Source organism: Micromonospora sp. MA102, from assembly GCF_025460765.1.
GTDB classification, from domain to species: domain Bacteria; phylum Actinomycetota; class Actinomycetes; order Mycobacteriales; family Micromonosporaceae; genus Micromonospora; species Micromonospora halotolerans.
On record NZ_JAMWEG010000011.1, the window covers coordinates 123611 to 139238 of the forward strand.

General features: G+C 65.2%; 15 protein-coding genes and 1 pseudogene. 12 read left to right on the forward strand and 4 right to left on the reverse strand.

The features are described from left to right. Nucleotides 1-77: 77 nt before the first annotated feature. Nucleotides 78-539, reverse strand: a complete 462-nt coding sequence (locus tag NFX44_RS22105) for a YjfA family protein (protein WP_262285484.1) — start codon at nt 537-539, stop codon at nt 78-80. Between the two features lie 229 nt (nt 540-768). Here NFX44_RS22105 and NFX44_RS22110 point away from each other — a divergent pair, with 229 nt between their 5' ends. Together NFX44_RS22110 and NFX44_RS33350 are read left to right on the forward strand one after the other, a co-directional pair. After that, nucleotides 769-2334, forward strand: a complete 1566-nt coding sequence (locus NFX44_RS22110; protein WP_262285485.1) for a hypothetical protein — start codon at nt 769-771, stop codon at nt 2332-2334. A gap of 340 nt (nt 2335-2674) precedes the next feature. Next, nucleotides 2675-3178 (forward strand): DUF2690 domain-containing protein, encoded by a 504-nt coding sequence (locus NFX44_RS33350; protein WP_369015334.1) that lies wholly within the window; start codon nt 2675-2677, stop codon nt 3176-3178. Between the two features lie 476 nt (nt 3179-3654). Here NFX44_RS33350 and NFX44_RS22115 read toward each other — a convergent pair whose 3' ends face one another. Together NFX44_RS22115 and NFX44_RS22120 are read right to left on the reverse strand one after the other, a co-directional pair. Continuing rightward, nucleotides 3655-4527, reverse strand: a complete 873-nt coding sequence (locus NFX44_RS22115) for a class I SAM-dependent methyltransferase (RefSeq protein ID WP_262285486.1) — start codon at nt 4525-4527, stop codon at nt 3655-3657. 369 nt (nt 4528-4896) lie between these two features. Then, nucleotides 4897-5577, reverse strand: coding sequence for an SDR family oxidoreductase (locus NFX44_RS22120; RefSeq protein ID WP_262285487.1), 681 nt, complete (start codon nt 5575-5577; stop codon nt 4897-4899). Between the two features lie 56 nt (nt 5578-5633). Between NFX44_RS22120 and NFX44_RS22125 the strand changes: the two genes are divergently transcribed. From NFX44_RS22125 to NFX44_RS22155, 8 genes and pseudogenes are all read left to right on the forward strand, one after another. Then, nucleotides 5634-6005, forward strand: a complete 372-nt coding sequence (locus NFX44_RS22125) for a helix-turn-helix domain-containing protein (protein WP_262285488.1) — start codon at nt 5634-5636, stop codon at nt 6003-6005. Between the two features lie 310 nt (nt 6006-6315). Beyond that, the gene (locus tag NFX44_RS22130; RefSeq protein ID WP_262285489.1) at nt 6316-6777 is read left to right on the forward strand and encodes an IS5 family transposase; all 462 of its coding nucleotides are present in this window, start codon (nt 6316-6318) and stop codon (nt 6775-6777) included. Then, nucleotides 6746-6943, forward strand: a complete 198-nt coding sequence (locus NFX44_RS22135) for a hypothetical protein (protein WP_262285490.1) — start codon at nt 6746-6748, stop codon at nt 6941-6943. The genes NFX44_RS22130 and NFX44_RS22135 overlap by 32 nt, the downstream gene beginning before the upstream one ends. Before the next feature lie 76 nt (nt 6944-7019). Next, a complete protein-coding gene (locus NFX44_RS22140; protein WP_262285491.1) occupies nt 7020-7295 on the forward strand; it encodes a hypothetical protein in 276 nt (91 codons plus the stop codon). 598 nt (nt 7296-7893) lie between these two features. After that, nucleotides 7894-8340 carry a helix-turn-helix domain-containing protein gene (locus NFX44_RS33355; RefSeq protein WP_369015336.1) on the forward strand — a complete coding sequence of 149 codons (447 nt, stop codon included), beginning with the start codon at nt 7894-7896 and terminating at the stop codon, nt 8338-8340. A 595-nt stretch (nt 8341-8935) separates the two neighbouring features. Further along, the gene (locus NFX44_RS22145) at nt 8936-9301 is read left to right on the forward strand and encodes a transposase (protein ID WP_262285492.1); all 366 of its coding nucleotides are present in this window, start codon (nt 8936-8938) and stop codon (nt 9299-9301) included. Then, nucleotides 9208-9972 (forward strand): annotated as a pseudogene (locus NFX44_RS22150) (transposase); the annotation flags it as partial. The gene NFX44_RS22145 and the pseudogene NFX44_RS22150, both read left to right, overlap by 94 nt. Nucleotides 9973-10092: 120 nt before the next feature. Further along, nucleotides 10093-11136, forward strand: a complete 1044-nt coding sequence (locus tag NFX44_RS22155) for a hypothetical protein (protein WP_262285493.1) — start codon at nt 10093-10095, stop codon at nt 11134-11136. Nucleotides 11137-11280: 144 nt separating this feature from the next. Here NFX44_RS22155 and NFX44_RS22160 read toward each other — a convergent pair whose 3' ends face one another. After that, entirely contained in the window at nt 11281-11556 is a 276-nt protein-coding gene (locus NFX44_RS22160; protein ID WP_262285494.1) for a hypothetical protein, read from the reverse strand. A gap of 347 nt (nt 11557-11903) precedes the next feature. Here NFX44_RS22160 and NFX44_RS22165 point away from each other — a divergent pair, with 347 nt between their 5' ends. Further along, on the forward strand, nt 11904-13841 hold the full coding sequence (locus NFX44_RS22165) for an ATP-dependent endonuclease (protein WP_262285495.1): 1938 nt from the start codon (nt 11904-11906) through the stop codon (nt 13839-13841). After that, nucleotides 13838-15502, forward strand: coding sequence for a UvrD-helicase domain-containing protein (locus NFX44_RS22170; RefSeq protein ID WP_262285496.1), 1665 nt, complete (start codon nt 13838-13840; stop codon nt 15500-15502). Before NFX44_RS22165 ends, NFX44_RS22170 begins: the two co-directional genes overlap by 4 nt. Nucleotides 15503-15628: the final 126 nt, after the last annotated feature.

Below are 15628 nucleotides of genomic sequence, written 5' to 3' on the forward strand. Positions count from 1 at the left end.
GCTCGTCGATCGGAATCGCCTGTCGGGCGCCGTCGCCGCCGGGAGCGTCACGCTCCCGGCGGTCCCCGGGCGGTCGGTCACTGCCAGGCGGTGCACCCGTCCAGGTGGAGGTCGTCGCCGCTGCGGAAGCAGCCCCGCACCAGGTACCGGAACGACCACATGTTGGTCCACTTCTGTCCGCCGCTGGGGCCGCCCCACTGCTCCGAGCCTCCCGAGACCTGGAGCGCGGACACGCAAGGCCGCCAAATGTCGAAGCAGCCGCCGCCGGTCGTCCTTACCCAGGCGGCGTCGCAGGCCGGCGAGTACCGCAGTTCGAGGAGGGTGTTCTGGAGCCACGGGCTCGCGCCCGAGTACCAGAAGGACTGCAGATTCCGGGCGTCGTTGGCGCAGCCCTTCGTCCACGGGTCCTGGCCGTTGCAGGTGTTCCGGTAGCAGCCGGCGGCGTGGGCCGGCTCCTGTGCTGCGACGGTCATGACCGTCCCCAGCACCAGCGCGGCCAGTGCCGCGGCGGCTCTGCGGGCTCCTTGCGAGAGGTTCATGGTGTGCTCCAGCCGTGAGGGTGGATAAGCCGTTGGCACCCCGTTCGAGGCGTGCCGCCAGGATCCGCGACCCTGTCTGCTAGTGGCCGAGGCGTTGCGCACGGTAGTCCGACGTGCAATAAATGGCCGCGTGGGAGCCGGAAGGAGCACCACCGGCCGCCGTGGCCGCCCGTATCGGGCGTTTGCCGGACCGGCCGACCGAGCACGCCTGCCCGCGCACCAGCACCGGGTGGGCTGGCTGCTGCGGGTCAACCGGCTGTACGGGGCGAGCGAGCGGTGGCTTCGGTCGGCGGCCTTCGCCGAGGCGTTCCAGGGCGGCTGCTGGGCCGAGCAGGTCAGCATCTATCAGATTTCCCGCTGGGAGACGGCGGCAGTAGCTGCTCCATACCTGGCCATCCGCCGCTACGAGGAGCTACTGGGCCTGCCGTCGCACCATCTCGTCGCGCTTGTGGACACCATTCATCGGGACGCGACGTCCACATGGAAGGTGTCGCCGGCATTGGCGCGGGCGCCGGACCGGTTGGCCGCGTCGGACCGCCTCGACGAGCTCGTCGACCGGGCGGCCTCTTCGACCGACCTGCTGACCGGTGTTGAATGGGACGAGCTGACGCGACGGTTGGCGGCCGCCCCGGGGATGGTGATCACGCCGCACCGGGCCTGGGCGGATATCGCCGAGCGGCTGCTCAGCGAGACCATCGTCGCCGACGGCATCGCCTGGATGCAGCGCTACGAGGCGCTGAGCCGGCTCTTGGCGCATCCCGTTGGCCAGCAGGCGGCGGTTGGCGCGTGCGCGAGTCTCGCGGCGGACCCCACGAACCAGGTATTCGTCGAGACGGTGAGCGTGCTGGACGCCAGCGACCACCCCGACGCGAACCGGTACGTGCTCCAGCAGCTCGTCCACCCCACCAACGACCGCGCCCAATACGGCGCCCTCCTGGCGAGCGTCCGCAAGCTGCGGTTCGGGCACTTCACCGACACCGACATGCCGCGTTTGGTGACGATCATTCAGGAGCTGACCTTCGACTCGACCCGGCGGGACGACATCCAGCCCTTGGCGGCCGAGCTGCTGCGTCGTTTGCCGAACACGATTTCGGCGGCGAGCCGGACCAGGCTGCAGGCACTGGCCGCCGATCCGACCCTGGACCAGGTGCTCCGCGCCGGCCGACTGGCCGATCAGGAGGCCAGCCAGCGACTGGTGGCGCGGCTCGTCGGCACGGTGACGGCGGGGATGCCCCGCGACGTCCCACACTTCCGCGACGACGTGCTGCCCGTCCTGCTGGACGAGATGTTGTTCCATCCGGTGTTCGACGTCCGGCTGCTGGCGGCCATCACCGTCAGCGGCACCCCGTACCGCCGGCCGCTCGCCGCAGTTCTCGCCGCTGAGCTTGCCCGCCCCGCGGTCCTGGCCGGATCAGTGGCACCCGCCATGATCGAGGCGCTGCGGCTGGTCGGCGGAGCAGAGCAGCGCGCGGTGATCGAGCGGCTGATCACTGCCAGCGGCGTGCCAGCGCGGATCACGGTCGCCTCGGCCCAGGCAATCGGACACGTAGGTGGGCGTAGCCAGGACCGGTTCTGGAGGCAGGCGATCACGTACCACGCGGGGCTGTGGCAGCGTACCCGGCGGTCGGTCAACGCAGCGGCGCTGAGTAGCCTGACCTACGGCCTGGGCATGACCCGCAACCGAGCCATGCTGCACCGGCTTCGCGCCGACGACCAGATGCCGGAGAATGTGCGGGCCGCCGCCACCTGGTGGCTCAATCTGTCGACCGTCGTGTACGAGGGCGCCAATCGGTAGACCTCCGGTTCTACCGGGCTGTCGCAGAGGCCTGTATTTGTACCGGTGCTGCCAGTCTAGGGATCCGGGGACCGACGTCTGGCCATGCTCACGGAGCCGAACTGACCAGCAGCCACACCTGGGCGGCGTGGCAGCAACAACTCGCTGTCAACGGCCCTGCGGGACTAGAGGTGGTCACAGCCTCGCACCGAACCTGCGGCCCGAGCGTTCGACCAAGCTCCGATCTGGCGATCTATTGCATAGCCGATCGTCCTGCGCAACGCTCCGGCCGCTCGCTGGCAAAGGGCTCATCCCGGCGGCAACCCGTTCGGAGCCCCGAAGGTGAGCCCACGAGCAGACGATGCCGCGTCGCGCACTGCGGGCAGCAGAGGATCTCGCCAGAGCACGGAGGCCGGAAGAACAGAAGAAGCTTGCTGCACAGGTAGCGCTGGTGCTCGGCCTGCTCGTCACGGTGGTCGGTGGCGGCGCAGTGACCACTCCCGCGGAAGCCGTCGAGCCACCCACTTGCTGGGGCGACTGGTGCTCCGGGCAGGACCCGGAGGCCAGCGGCTGCAGCCGAGACGCCCAACCGATTGCCTCCGCGCGGATTCCAGGGACCTACGCGTATGTGGAGCTGAGGTGGTCACCGACTTGCAAGACAAACTCGGCCCGTGTACCCGCCGCATGGGGTACGGACTATCCGTGGCAGTTGCGCGCCTACCAGTGCGCGACCGGCTACAACCAAACCGGCGTCTCGGACAGCAACCCCAACTACTCGTGGACAAAGATGATCTACTCGCCAACGCTCAGGGTCCGGGCTGAGTGGAACGGTCAACCCGGATCCGCCTGGACCGCCTGCGGCTGAAAAGGCACCTGAGCACGCCTGCGCGAGCCGGCGACGCCGCCCCGTTGTTGGTCGCCGGGGTGCCCCTGTGGCACCTCGGCTTCCGGCTGTCGCCGCTTCTCCGGCTCGTCCTGCCTGCAGGTCTGATGGAATTGAAGAACCGGCGTTACGGGGGCGTTGGTAAGCGTGGAAGTGCAACTCCGATGATCGACATGAAACGATCCCCAACTCGGGCTGCGATTTCCGCGGCCATCCGGATCGGCTGGCATTCAGCCAGCCTGGACTGGGTCGGCCCCGGGCTGTCGACCGAGCCCATCCGGTGTCGGCAACGCCATCACGGGCACGCTACATGGAAGGGTCGCAACCAAGCTCCCGTCAACTCCGAAGGCAACTGGCGCACGCAGCGACCCGACCTGGTGCACTCACATGCCGAGGAGCGGATGCAAGCAGCTCACCCACGCCACACGCCGTTATTGATCTTTCACGGCGAGGCGAGTTCAGGGTCGCAGTGCGCGGAGGAACGCCGTGGCCATCGTGCGGCGCGTTGGCGTGCCGGTCGCGGCTAGGGCGTTCATGTGCGTGTCGAGACGCTCGCGTTCGTCGTCGGTCAGGGCGGCGGCGATCGCTTCGCCGTACGTTGGGACCAGGGGGTTGGGCGCGACGCACTTGAGCGTTTCCCAGTCCGCAATCGGCTCAGCGGGCACGTCGACTTGGGCGCGGTAGTCCAGTTCCACCGCCTCGAAGCCGGCAATCACCGCCCAGTCGACGAGGTCACGCTCGTCGAAGTCGGTCATCGGTCGCGTGGTTTCCTCGGTGGTGCTCCGGTACACGTCGCCGACCTTAGCGATCAGGTCGTTCACCGGCGAGTGGCCCAAGCCGAACAGATCGTCGGGGCGGTGCTGCATCGCGAAGCGGTTGATGGGCTCGAAGAGGGAGATCCGTCCGCCCGGCCGCAGGACCCGGAAGAACTCTGTAAAGGCGGCGGCCTTGCGATCGGAGTAGATGAGCACCGATCGAGTGGTCACGACGTCGACGGAGGCGTCAGCGATTCCGGCGAGATCATCGGCCGACGCGACCAGGAAGCTGCACCGCCCGTCGCCGCTGGCGGTGCGCCGGCACTCGTCGAGCACGTCCTGTGAGACATCGCTGAAGATGACATGACCGTCCGGGCCGAGCCGATCAAGCGCACCGAACCCGATCAGTCCGGTCCCGCAGCCCACGTCGAGGACCACGTCGTCGGGCTTCAGGCCAGCTCCATCAAGGACGCCGTCGCGGAACGCCGCCAGCTCCGGGGCATAGCGGGCACGCAAGGCCGCGCTGTTGCCGTCTCGCCGGGCCAGGAGCCATTGTGCCCACTTGTCCGTCGTCACCCGGCCACCGTAACCCCGACGCATGTCCGGCCATGCGTATACACCCCCCTGCCGCGGCGCCCGGATCTGCCGTTGAGCACGCGCGACCCACTACGAACTAGAGGTGGTCGCAGTACGGAGAGCAACAACGGCAAAGGGTGTGGCCCAGGCCCCGCAGAAGAGCGCCCATGCGCTCGACCTCCTCGGCGATGGGCTGAGTGATGGCTACGCCGGCCCGATGTGCTCTCCGGCCTCGTACAGCGGGACCTACAGGCCGGTGCCGAGCGCGTCCACGGCCAGGGCGACGGCGTAGGCGGGGCCTCCGGAGGCACGGAGGGGGCGCGGGGACGGATTCTGGTGGTGGTTGCCATGGCACTGGTGGCGCTGGGATCAGCAGTGTCGGGCGCCGCCGTCGACGTGGACCGTCTCGCCCGTCACCCATCCCGCACTCAGGAGCCACAGGGCGGTGTCGGTGACGTCCTCGAGCGTGCCGACCCTGCCTGCGAGGGAGGCCGCGGCGGCGCTGTCGTACAAGGCACGGCGACGCTCGTTCGGAAGCCGGTCCCAGGTGCCAGAGTCGGTGATACCGGGCGCGATAGCGTTGATGCGCAGCGGCGCGAGCTCCACGGCCAGGTGAGTGACCAGCGCGGCCAGGGCAGCATTCGCAGTGCCTTTGACGACGGTGCCGGGCTTGGGCTGCCAGCCCACTATGCCGGAGAAGAACAGGAACGATCCGTCGGCAGGCATCCGTGGGGCGAAGTGCTTGCCCAGCAGCAGCGGGCCGACGACCTTGGCGGAGAACGCGGCCTGGATCTTGTCGTGTTCCAGGTCGGGCACCGGCACGTCATGGTGGGCCGACGCGGTGGAGATCACGTGGTCGAAGGCGCCGAGCGACTCCGCGGCCCGCGCGATGGTGGTCTCGTCGGTGACGTCGATCTGGACCTCGGGGCCAGACCGTGTGGCGACGACGACGTCGGCGCCGGCCAGCCCGGTGCGCCGGGCGATCTCAGCGCCGATACCGCGGGCCCCGCCGACGACCAGGATGCGCTTGCCTGTCAGGTTCTCGCTCATGACCGCGACGGTATACATTTGCTACCGGTATCTTCAACGCTACCGAGAGGACCTCCATGGGCAAGGCGTACAACGTCATGGCGGCGACGTGCCCGAGTCGCACTGTGCTGCACCGCATCGGGGCGCGTTGGACCGTGTTCGCCATCAACGCACTGCAGGACGGACCGATGCGGTTCACCGAGCTCAAAGCGCACATTCGCGGGATCACCCCGAAGGCCCTCACCGAGACGCTGCGCGCCATGGAGGCTGACGGCCTGCTCGCCCGTACCGACCTGGGCGGCAACCCGCCGCACGTCGAATACGCCTTGACCGAGCTCGGCCGTTCCCTGCTGGTTCCGCTGCGTGCCGTACGACAGTGGGCCGAGACGCACGTCCCGGACATCCTCGCTGCGCGCGAACGAGCCGGCGTCGAGCAGGCCTCAAGCTGAGGATGCCTCCCCGAACGCCGGCAGCAGCGCAAGGTGCCGACGACAGCGTCATGTCGAGCCTCTCAAGCGGTCTAGTCGCACAGCGAGAAGGTCGACCAGTGCTCCTGGCCTGAGGGCCAAGAGCGTGAGTTCTTCCGTTGGACCTCACGAGGCGGTCGCTGCCGACCGCCACGTCGCGCGGCATTCATCCGTAAACAGCCGCATGGCGTTCAGAGTCGTGCGTCCACTGCTTGTGCGGCACGCCCTCCCGCCGCTTCCCGCAGTATGGAGACGGCATGTCGAGAGCGCCTGGAGCGCCCCACGGGGCGATTTGACCGGCCCGAACCCGGTCAACCGGGGCAAACCAGGCAGCAAGATCCATGTCGTCTGCGACCGGACCGGACTGCCCCTGGCCGTCGTGGTCACCGCCGCGAACGTCCACGACAGCCAGCTCCTGCTCCCGATGCTCGACAGCGTTCCTGCGTTCCACACCCCAGCCGGACGCCGCCGGTGGCGGCCGGCCGCCGAGAAGGCCTACGACAGCCATGACCTGCGCGCCGAGGTGCGACGCCGCGGCATCGCGGTACGGATCGCGCGAAAGGTCGAGGCCTCCACCCGCCTGGCCCGCCACCGGTGGATCGTCGAGTCGTGCATGTCCTGGCTCATGCGGTACCGGCGACTCGTCCGCCGCTATGACCGCAAGGGCAACCACTACGAAGCCTTCGTCACCGGCCCGTCGCCGATCACCTACGGTCGGAGAGGTGGAGGTGCTGCTGCGCGGTGGGCCGGGTGACGGCCAGGCAGTGCCGGGCGGCGGGGAGACCGTCGTGTGGCGGGCCTGCTTGTACGAGATCACAGCGGAGTTCGTCCGCCGTGGCGGACGTGATCTTCGGGTGTATCGGCACCGCCCGGACTGCTGCGAGCCCTACGGCCGAGGCGCGGAGGACCGCTGCGAGTAACCCTTCGCTACGGGCGCGCGAGACTCGCTCGCCATCCGAGGCGTCTGCCCGATCGAACGTATGTACGATCGCAGGCGTGCAGGAAGTGATACGGCGCTGGTGGAACGGTGCCTGGGGGCGCCTGACCCGGCGCGACGTGTGGCTGGTCCGCGAGACGCGCTGGACGGTGATGGCCCGGGCCGGGGACACGGAGTCCGGGAAGGTGCTGCGCTGGGAGTTCGACTCGGAGCCACAGGCCCTGGAGATGGTTGATCGCCTGCTGCGCGCCGACACCGCCGGCCAGTGGCGGGAGCAGGACCGCGGCACTCCCCCGCCGGGTACTGGCGCCGGGGAGGCGCGGCGGGTCACATAGCGGCCTCCTGTACCCGGACGGCTTCGGACGGGGACGCCAGCGGCCCCCAGTTCGTCGTGCTTCGCGCGCTCGCCATGGCCTAGCAGGCCATTGAGCAGTGCGGTGCGAGTGACCCCACCGCTGCACCTCATCCGGTCGCCTGTCCGGCTGGCTGCGGGGTTGTGGTCCTTAGGTCGGCGACCGGGCGTCGTGGGCGCAGGCTACTTGCAAGACACAGCAGTACGCCGAGCGTTAGCCACGTCGTGAGGACGATGATCGAATGGGTGGCGCCGTGGCCGTCGAAGAAGGCGGTGGACCGCAGCAGTCGGCCACCCGCGCCGGGCGGTCGCAGTTGTCGTGGTGTCCCGGCCGCTGGAGGTAGGGCGGCCGGGCTTCGGATGGGAACGAAGATCCGTCTGGCTGACGACCTACAAGCCATGATCAGACCGCCTATACGACCCTGCCGGCGGCGCCAGCCGGCAGCGATCAAGACGAGGGCTGACTCGCCCTGCAGAGGACAGTTGAGCAGGGAGGAACTTTCATCAATGGGCGTTGGCGACAGATTTGCGACAGGGGGTGACGGGTTGAGTCGATCACGCGCATCGTGGACGGTGGAAGCATGTCTGCGACCAGCGGATCCGGCTATGTGGGCTGGGTGCTGCGCAGCAACCGGCGTTTCGCCGGGAACGCTGACTTCCATCTGGCCCGCAACTTCGCTCGCGTCTTTCGATTAAGCGCAGAAGCGGGCCTTGCCCCGTCGCAGATCACCCGGTGGGAGCAGGGTACGACGACAGCCAGCCGGGGAGTTCTCCGCCGATATGAACAGCTGTTGGGTGTGCCTCCTGAGTCGTTCGTCGTGGTGAGTGACGCGATGCGCCGCAGCGAGGGGCTGACCCTCGACGTCACGCCTGGCCGGCAAGACGATCAGAGCCGCCTCTATGAACTCCTCGACCGTGCCCTTTCTCCCGGCGAGATGACGGGAGCCGACTGGGGCGTACTGAGCGGGTCGAGTCGAAGGTCAGCTCCTGGAGGATCGTCACCAGACGCGGCATGTCGGTGTCGGTGAAGTGCCCGAACCGCAGCTTGCGGACGCTGGCCAGGAGGGCGCCGTACCGTGAGCCCGTGGCCGGAGCGCTGCTGATGCAGCTCCAAAGTGAGGCGGGACGACATCCAGCCCTTGGCGGCCGAGCTGCTGCGTCGTCTGCCGAACACGATCTCGGCGGCGAGCCGTACCAGGCTGCAGGCACTGGCCGCCAATCCGACCCTGGACCAGGTGCTCCGCGCCGGCCGGCTGGCCGATCAGGATGCCAGCCAACGACTAGTGGGCCGGCTCGCCGGCGCCGTGACGGCCGGGATGCCCCGCCACGTCCCGCACTTCCGTGACGAAATGGCTCATTGGCGCGTCCTGCTGGACGGAGGACGGCCACCGTCTCATGATCCTTCGGTTTCCTGCAAGGACGCGAAGATCAGGCGGTGGCCGTGGCCACGATTGTGGACTACCTGGGCGGTTTGGGGTTTGCCCGACACGCCCGCTGAGGCAGAGCCGGTGGCCGGTCCGGCGGCGGTGCTGGCGGCCTTCCGGCAAGGCCTCTCCCGGTGTTTGACCGGACCGGCGGATGCGTTGTTCGAGCTGACCGACGGTCCTGTGCACCGACTGGCTGGTGCACAGCCTGGTCGACCTGTCGCTTGCGGCGGAGCACCGGCGTGGTCACGGCGCCTTGTACGACGGGTTGAACAGCTGCCGCATCGCCATCGGCCAGCTCCGCACCACGCTGGCCGGCCTGCCGCTGCCGAGGACCGCGGACGGTCAGATCGTCCTGGCGGTCGACGTCAGTAACGGCTGCGCCGGACGCTTCCACCTCGGCGGACCGGCTGTTCTGCCACGTCTACGGCCGGGCGAAGTGTCAGGCCCAGATGATCCCGCTGGCCGTACTCGTTCGTCGCCGCGCTGGAGTCCGGCCGCACCTCGTGGACCGCGATCCTGGACGTGGTGCACCTCGGCCCGACCGACGACGCCACTGCCGTGACCGCCGACCAGCTACGCGACGTCGTCAACCGCCTCATCACCGCGGGGCACTGGCGCGACGGTGATCCTGAAGTTCTGATCGTCGCAGACACCGGCTACGACATCACCCGCCTGGCGTTCGTCCTAGCGAATCTGCCGATGCGGCTGCTGGGCCGCCCGCGCACCGACCGGCTACTACAACAACCGAAGCCACCCCCGACTGCCCGGCAGCACCGGCCGCCCACCCAAACACGGGACCCGAATTCCGCCTGGACACCCGGCTCACCTGGCCGGCGCCGCAGCACCACACCACCACCGAGACCAGCCGCTACGGCACCGCCAACGCCTGCAGCTGGGACCGGCTGCACCTCCACGGTTGACCCGCCGCACCTGCTGGATCGACCACGATGGGCACCTCCCGTCATCGACGGCACCCTGATCCGGCTGCAGGTCGATCACCTACCCGGTGACCGTGACATCAAGCCCGCATGGCTGTGGTGCTCGACGGTCGGCGCCAGCGCCCTCGATGTGAACCGCTGGTGGCAGTGGCTCCTGCGCCGCTTCGACCTGGAGCACACGTTCCGGCTGTTCAAAAAGACCCTCGGCCGGACCCGACCGAAGATCCGCACACCAGAGGTCGCCGACCGATGGACCTGGCTGAGCATTCGACAAAGCCGATCTCTCTCGCGATGAACGCAGAACTGCCCGACCGTCACCCGACCGCCTGATCGGAACGCTTGGCCTTCGCGCGTTCTGCTTTCATCGCGGCCAACGGCAGTGGACCCCTACCCCTATTACCTATATGATGTGCTGGTGGCGGAGTCTGCAGAGCACCAATTCCTATCCGAATGCGTTACGGACATACTCAATCGGTTGTCGCAAACAAATTTGTATGCCTATGTGGAGGCGGAGCGCCGAAAGTTTGACTTCGCCTGCGAGCTTCTGCGCGACTGGTCTCGTCCGCTCGTCGGTCAGACTCTCTGGAGTCACCCGGCCGGGATTGATAAAGATGTGCGCACGATGCTACTTGACGCAAACGCGGAAATATGTGTGTACGTCGCCAAGGACACCATTCAAGCTCACCGCCTCCTTTCGGAAGCGATGAGGGATTTTCGGCTAAGCAACGCCCCTGTGGCTCCGCACCGGCTTAGGGTCTTTTGGGTGCCTCAAGATTTCGATGCTGACGACGAAGCTCAGCGGCAACTTATTGAGCATCTCCTCATGGAGAAGGTTAGCCGCGACATCCTCATGAATGTGGTTTTCGGCAACCTTACCTCCGAAGATGTACGGTTCTTCGTCCGGACCAGCGGTCTACCCGGTCTCCATCTCGCGATGTTATGCTATATCTCTACAGCTCACATCCCGGATATCCGACCGCGTGACCTTGCGGATCGGTTTGGCGTTTCCCAAGGACCAATACGGGAGCGTCTACTCCGGCTCTTCGGATGCGGCTTCTTGTCCCAGTTCGGAGGAGGCGCGACCCTCGCAAGGGCGACGCTTAAGGGACGAGTTTTCCTCGACCTGTGTGCCGAGTTGTGGCGAGAGTACTCCGCGGGCCAATTAGGTGCAGAGATGTTACAAGTTTTGCGTTTGCTCGATATGCGTTTTGCCCCCTCCGCGATAGACCATTCAGCCACGTCGCTTCATCTGGCTGGTCCACTTCTTACTGAGGTGCCGGAGATGGTCACGGGTCGACTAATCGCAACAATCGCTGCTGCGATCGAACGCTGGGGAGTTAGCTTCGACCGCGTCGAGCACGTGATACAGGAAGACTGGAAGCCAATCGGCGAACTGGGTTCGATGCCGCGACAGATTGTGGACAGCCTACGGAAGGAAAGTGAACGATACTCGTTATAGCATCTGGATGATGATGCCAGATCGCCATCGCTCCCCAGCATCGCAGACCCCGACTACCGCGCTGTCGGATATCAGACATGAACGCAGACTGAGTGGGCAGGACCCTCGGGATCCGAGCGTTGGAATACTCCCGGGGGTTCCTGTTCAGCCGTCACGGGCCCGGCGGGGAGGCGCACGATGCAGTCGGAGTTTCACGCCGAGTTGGGCCGGGTCTACCATGGTGGGCACCACATCGGCGGTGGTTCCTTCATCGCTATCGACGGCTCGATGAACGCGCAGCGGCATCAAGCGGTGATGGTGCATGAGCTGGTCCACGGCGACCTGGTTGACGACTCGGGATTCGGCTACCTGCAGGACCTCATACTGTCGCTGACCAGAATGGGCACTCATGCCGAGCGTGCGGAAGCGCTTGATCTGCACGACACGATGATGGCAGCACGATCGCGTCCTTGTACGCGACGCACCGACCGCCCGCGACCTGCTCGCCGTTGTGTTCCTGCATTCCGATCAACCGGGCGACGAGCAGGGGTTTTGCCAGTCCTGCCCGCCGGTCAAGCCCTCGGTCAGCTCACCTCCCAGCCAGCTCCGTGGTTAGCTCGCAATCCACGCCGTGCTGGAGGAAGTCGGGCCACGCCACAGCGAAAAGACGCATCGCCTCGACCAGCGGCGGGCGTACCAGCGAACGAGTGTGTATCGGCGTGGCGCTTGCGCCCCTCCTAGTAAGTCAATCGCCTTCGGATCACCGTTGAGTAGAAGTTGGGACTACCGTGCGCCTGACCAAGCTTCGGGTAAAGAACTTTCAATGCTTCGGGCCCGAGCCCACCATGCTCGAGATCGATGAGATCAGCTACCTGCTCGGGCCAAACGGCTCTGGCAAGACGAGCGTACTCACGGCGCTCGCAAGGATGTTCGCGGCCGAGCTCCCCATGCGCAGAATCCGACCCGGCGACTTCCACGCAGCGATCGGGACAAGCGAGGCCGTCGCCGAGCGCGAACTGTGGATCGAGGTGGAGTTCTCGTTCCCTGAGTTGGGCGATGACACAGCTGAGAAGCTTGCCGTGCCGGACTTCTTCCACCATATGCAGCTCCAAGGGGCGGGCGAGGTGCCCACGACCCGGATCCGTCTCACTGCCACGATTGATGAGGTGAACGAGATCGACGAACGACTTGAGTTCGTGACGAGTGTGGATCCGGCCACCGATGAACCCGTGACCGTCAGTCAGATGGGAAAGTACGACCGGAATCTGATTCAGGTGCACTACTTACCAGCACGGCGAGATCCAGCCGATCACATCGCCTATACCAGCGGGGCGATGTTGGGAAAACTCATGCGCTCGATCGACTGGAGTGCACAACATGCCGTCATCGAGGACTTGGGCCAGCAGATGAGCGATTGCCTTGGCTCCAACGTCGCATTGACTGCATTCGGCACCCACATGACGCAGACGTGGGCACAGCTTCATACCGGGGCCTACTTTCAGACACCGCAGACCGAATTCACGAGGGCGGATATCGACAGCGTTCTGCGGCATTTCAACATCACATTCGACCCTGCGCCGGGCGGAGGCGCGGTGGACTGGACCCGGCTCAGCGATGGACAACAATCCCTGCTCTACCTGACGTTGGTTATAACGCTCCACCGGATCGGGCGTGAGGTTCGTGCGGGGCAGACGCAGTACGTCGACGCCGCAAAGCTGCGGCCAGCATCGTTCACGCTGATAGCGCTGGAGGAGCCGGAGAACAGCCTCTCGCCGCACTACCTCGGACGAGTCACCAAATTGCTAACTGAATTCGCGTCCCAACCAGACGCACAAGTCGTTGTGGCAACCCACTCGCCCTCGGTGGTGCGCAGGGTCATTCCAAGCTCCATCAGGCACCTGCGCCTCAATGAAGACCGCCGTACCGTTATCTCGACAATTGAGCTGCCACCGAAGAGTCACGAGGCCCACAAGTTCGTCCGGGAAGCTGTCGAAGCATTCCCGGAACTTTACTTCGCGCGTTTGGTCATTATGGGCGAAGGTGACAGTGAGCAGATTGTCATCCCACGACTTCTCGAAGCGGCGGGACTCACCACCGATCTCAACTCCATCTCCGTTGTCCCGCTCGGTGGCAGGCACGTGAACCACTTCTGGCGGCTGCTGAACCGCCTGGGCATCCCACACGTCACGCTGCTGGACTTGGATGTCGGTCGGCACCAAGCAGGCTGGGGCCGCCTAAGATACGCCTACACACAGCTGCTGGAGCACGCGGCTCCGGAGACCTCCAGCACGATCACGAATGCCAAGATTGATTTGCTGCCCAAATGGGACGACCCGGCACACCTGATCCGCGATCAAGGAAGCACGGAGATCGCCACCTTGGAGGGTTACGGCGTCTTCTACTCCACGCCGCTCGACCTCGATTTCGCGATGCTGTCGGCCTTCCCAGATGCCTACGGCCTCGATCAGACTGCCGTGGCCCCGCCAGATGACGACACCCTGAAAGCAGTCCTCGGCAGGGCGCGGAGACTCGAAAACCAGTACACTGCGGATGAAGCTAGCCGGTTCGCCAACTATCAGCGACTCTTTATCAACGGAAGCAAGCCCGCCGAGCACTTATCGGCCTTATCAAAGCTCGCCGACGCCGAGCTTGAAGCCGGCATGCCTGACAGCATCAAGCGCTTGATTTGCGCAGTCGACGCTAAGCTTCGGGGGCTTCCCGAATGACGCCGGCGGAATGGACGCCATCGCCTGGAATCGAGCTAGAAACCAACGCGGACATCGCCTGCAGGATCACCGACCGAAGTATAGCCGTCACCGCTGGCCCGGGTACAGGAAAATCCGAACTGCTTGCCCAACGGGCAAGCTTCCTCCTCGAGACCGGACAATGTCCGCTCCCCAAGAGGATCCTCGCCATATCCTTCAAGGTCGACGCCGCCGCCAACCTACGCCACAGAGTACGGTTGCGAGTCAGACGCGAACTGGCACGGCGTTTCGACAGCTACACTTTTCACGCATTCTCTATGACGCTTATACGGCGCTTTCGGCTCGCCCTCTCGGGCATCAACGCTCTCGATCCAGAATTCACGGTCGGGCCAGACCGGATCAAACACAAGCAGATTACGTATAACGACTTCCTGCCCTTGGCCAACGAGGTCCTTGACAACAGCGAAGCCGTCTTGCGTGCACTACGTGAGACGTACAGCCACGTCTTCTTAGACGAATTTCAGGACTGCACGAACAACCAATATTCCCTGATCACGAAAGCTTTTATGGGTACGCCCATCCAACTGACGGCCGTCGGTGACACTAAACAGCGAATCATGGTCTGGGCCGGAGCACTTGAGGGGATCTTCAACACATTCGCGTCTGATTTTGCGGCGATGCCACTCAACCTTTACCAGAACCGCCGCTCAGCACCCCGCCTCCGACGGCTTCAGAACCGGATGGTCATCGACATGGACCCGATCGCTGCGGTGCCGGAAGGCAGCATTGAAGGTGAAGAAGGAACGATCGACCTTCTCGGCTTCGATACGGCCGAGGATGAGGCCGTCCACTTGGCTGAATGGATACAGCAACGTATTAGTACCGGCATACCAGCGAGCCGGATAGCTGTTCTCTTCGCGAAACAGTCAGATTTATATTGTCAGCCGCTCCATACGCAGCTCGATCGAGCTGGCGTGCCCTACCGAAACGACCAGCAGCTTCAAGACTTGCTAGCTGAACCATTCTCCAAAGTCCTGCTGGCATTCCTGAAACTCGCCACGAGCAACCAGAATGCCGCAGCATACGAATCCATCAACGCCAGCGGCCTCTTGGAAGGCGAAGATGAGGAGCGCACCTTTCGACGCCACCACGCTTGGAACGAGCACCTTAAGGCTGCGAGAGCCCTTGCGTTGCAGCGGATCGCTGACCCAGAGGTCATCGGCGAACTTGTTAGTGGACTTGTAAGCATGATCGGCCCGAGCGTGCTTGCGACACTGAGCTCCCTCTATGACGAAGCGAGACTGAGCCAACTCAGCACAGAACTGACCCGTCGGCTTCGAGAAACCATGTTCTTATCAGGCGGCGACCTCGCGGCAACCGTTGAGCGGCTCGGCGAGGACGGCGGGGTAAAAATCATGACCATTCACAAGTCCAAAGGCCTTGAGTTCGAGGCCGTTGTTATACCTGCGGTGGAGAAAGAAATGTTCTGGGGCGACTACGAAGACGAGCGTGCCAACTATTTCGTGGCAGTCTCACGGGCGAAGCACCACCTCCTCCTGACATGCGCCAACCACCGCTCCAAACCGAAAGGCGCACCGTGGAACTGGTCAACCACCCGGAGCCCCTACTTCAGCCTGCTCGCCTACGCCCAAGGCCTGGAAGGTGGCTGGCCTAGCGAATAGCGGGCAAGTGTTGGTCAGCGTTTGGATGACCGAGCGGGCATCGTTCGGAGGTACGCCGATGCTGACCCGGCCACATGAAGAGACAGTCGAACGCCGACGATCCATGGCGCGACTCGGTCGACGGCG

Excerpts from the sequence above, each read along its gene's own strand:
- NFX44_RS22125 (WP_262285488.1), top strand. The coding sequence starts at position 5,634 with ATGGGCAAGGCGTACAACGTCATGGCGGCGACGTGCCCGAGTCGCACT.
- NFX44_RS22170 (WP_262285496.1), top strand. The coding sequence starts at position 13,838 with ATGACGCCGGCGGAATGGACGCCATCGCCTGGAATCGAGCTAGAAACC.
- NFX44_RS33355 (WP_369015336.1), top strand. The coding sequence starts at position 7,894 with ATGTCTGCGACCAGCGGATCCGGCTATGTGGGCTGGGTGCTGCGCAGC.
- NFX44_RS22120 (WP_262285487.1), bottom strand. The coding sequence starts at position 5,577 with ATGAGCGAGAACCTGACAGGCAAGCGCATCCTGGTCGTCGGCGGGGCC.
- NFX44_RS22105 (WP_262285484.1), bottom strand. The coding sequence starts at position 539 with ATGAACCTCTCGCAAGGAGCCCGCAGAGCCGCCGCGGCACTGGCCGCG.
- NFX44_RS33350 (WP_369015334.1), top strand. The coding sequence starts at position 2,675 with ATGCCGCGTCGCGCACTGCGGGCAGCAGAGGATCTCGCCAGAGCACGG.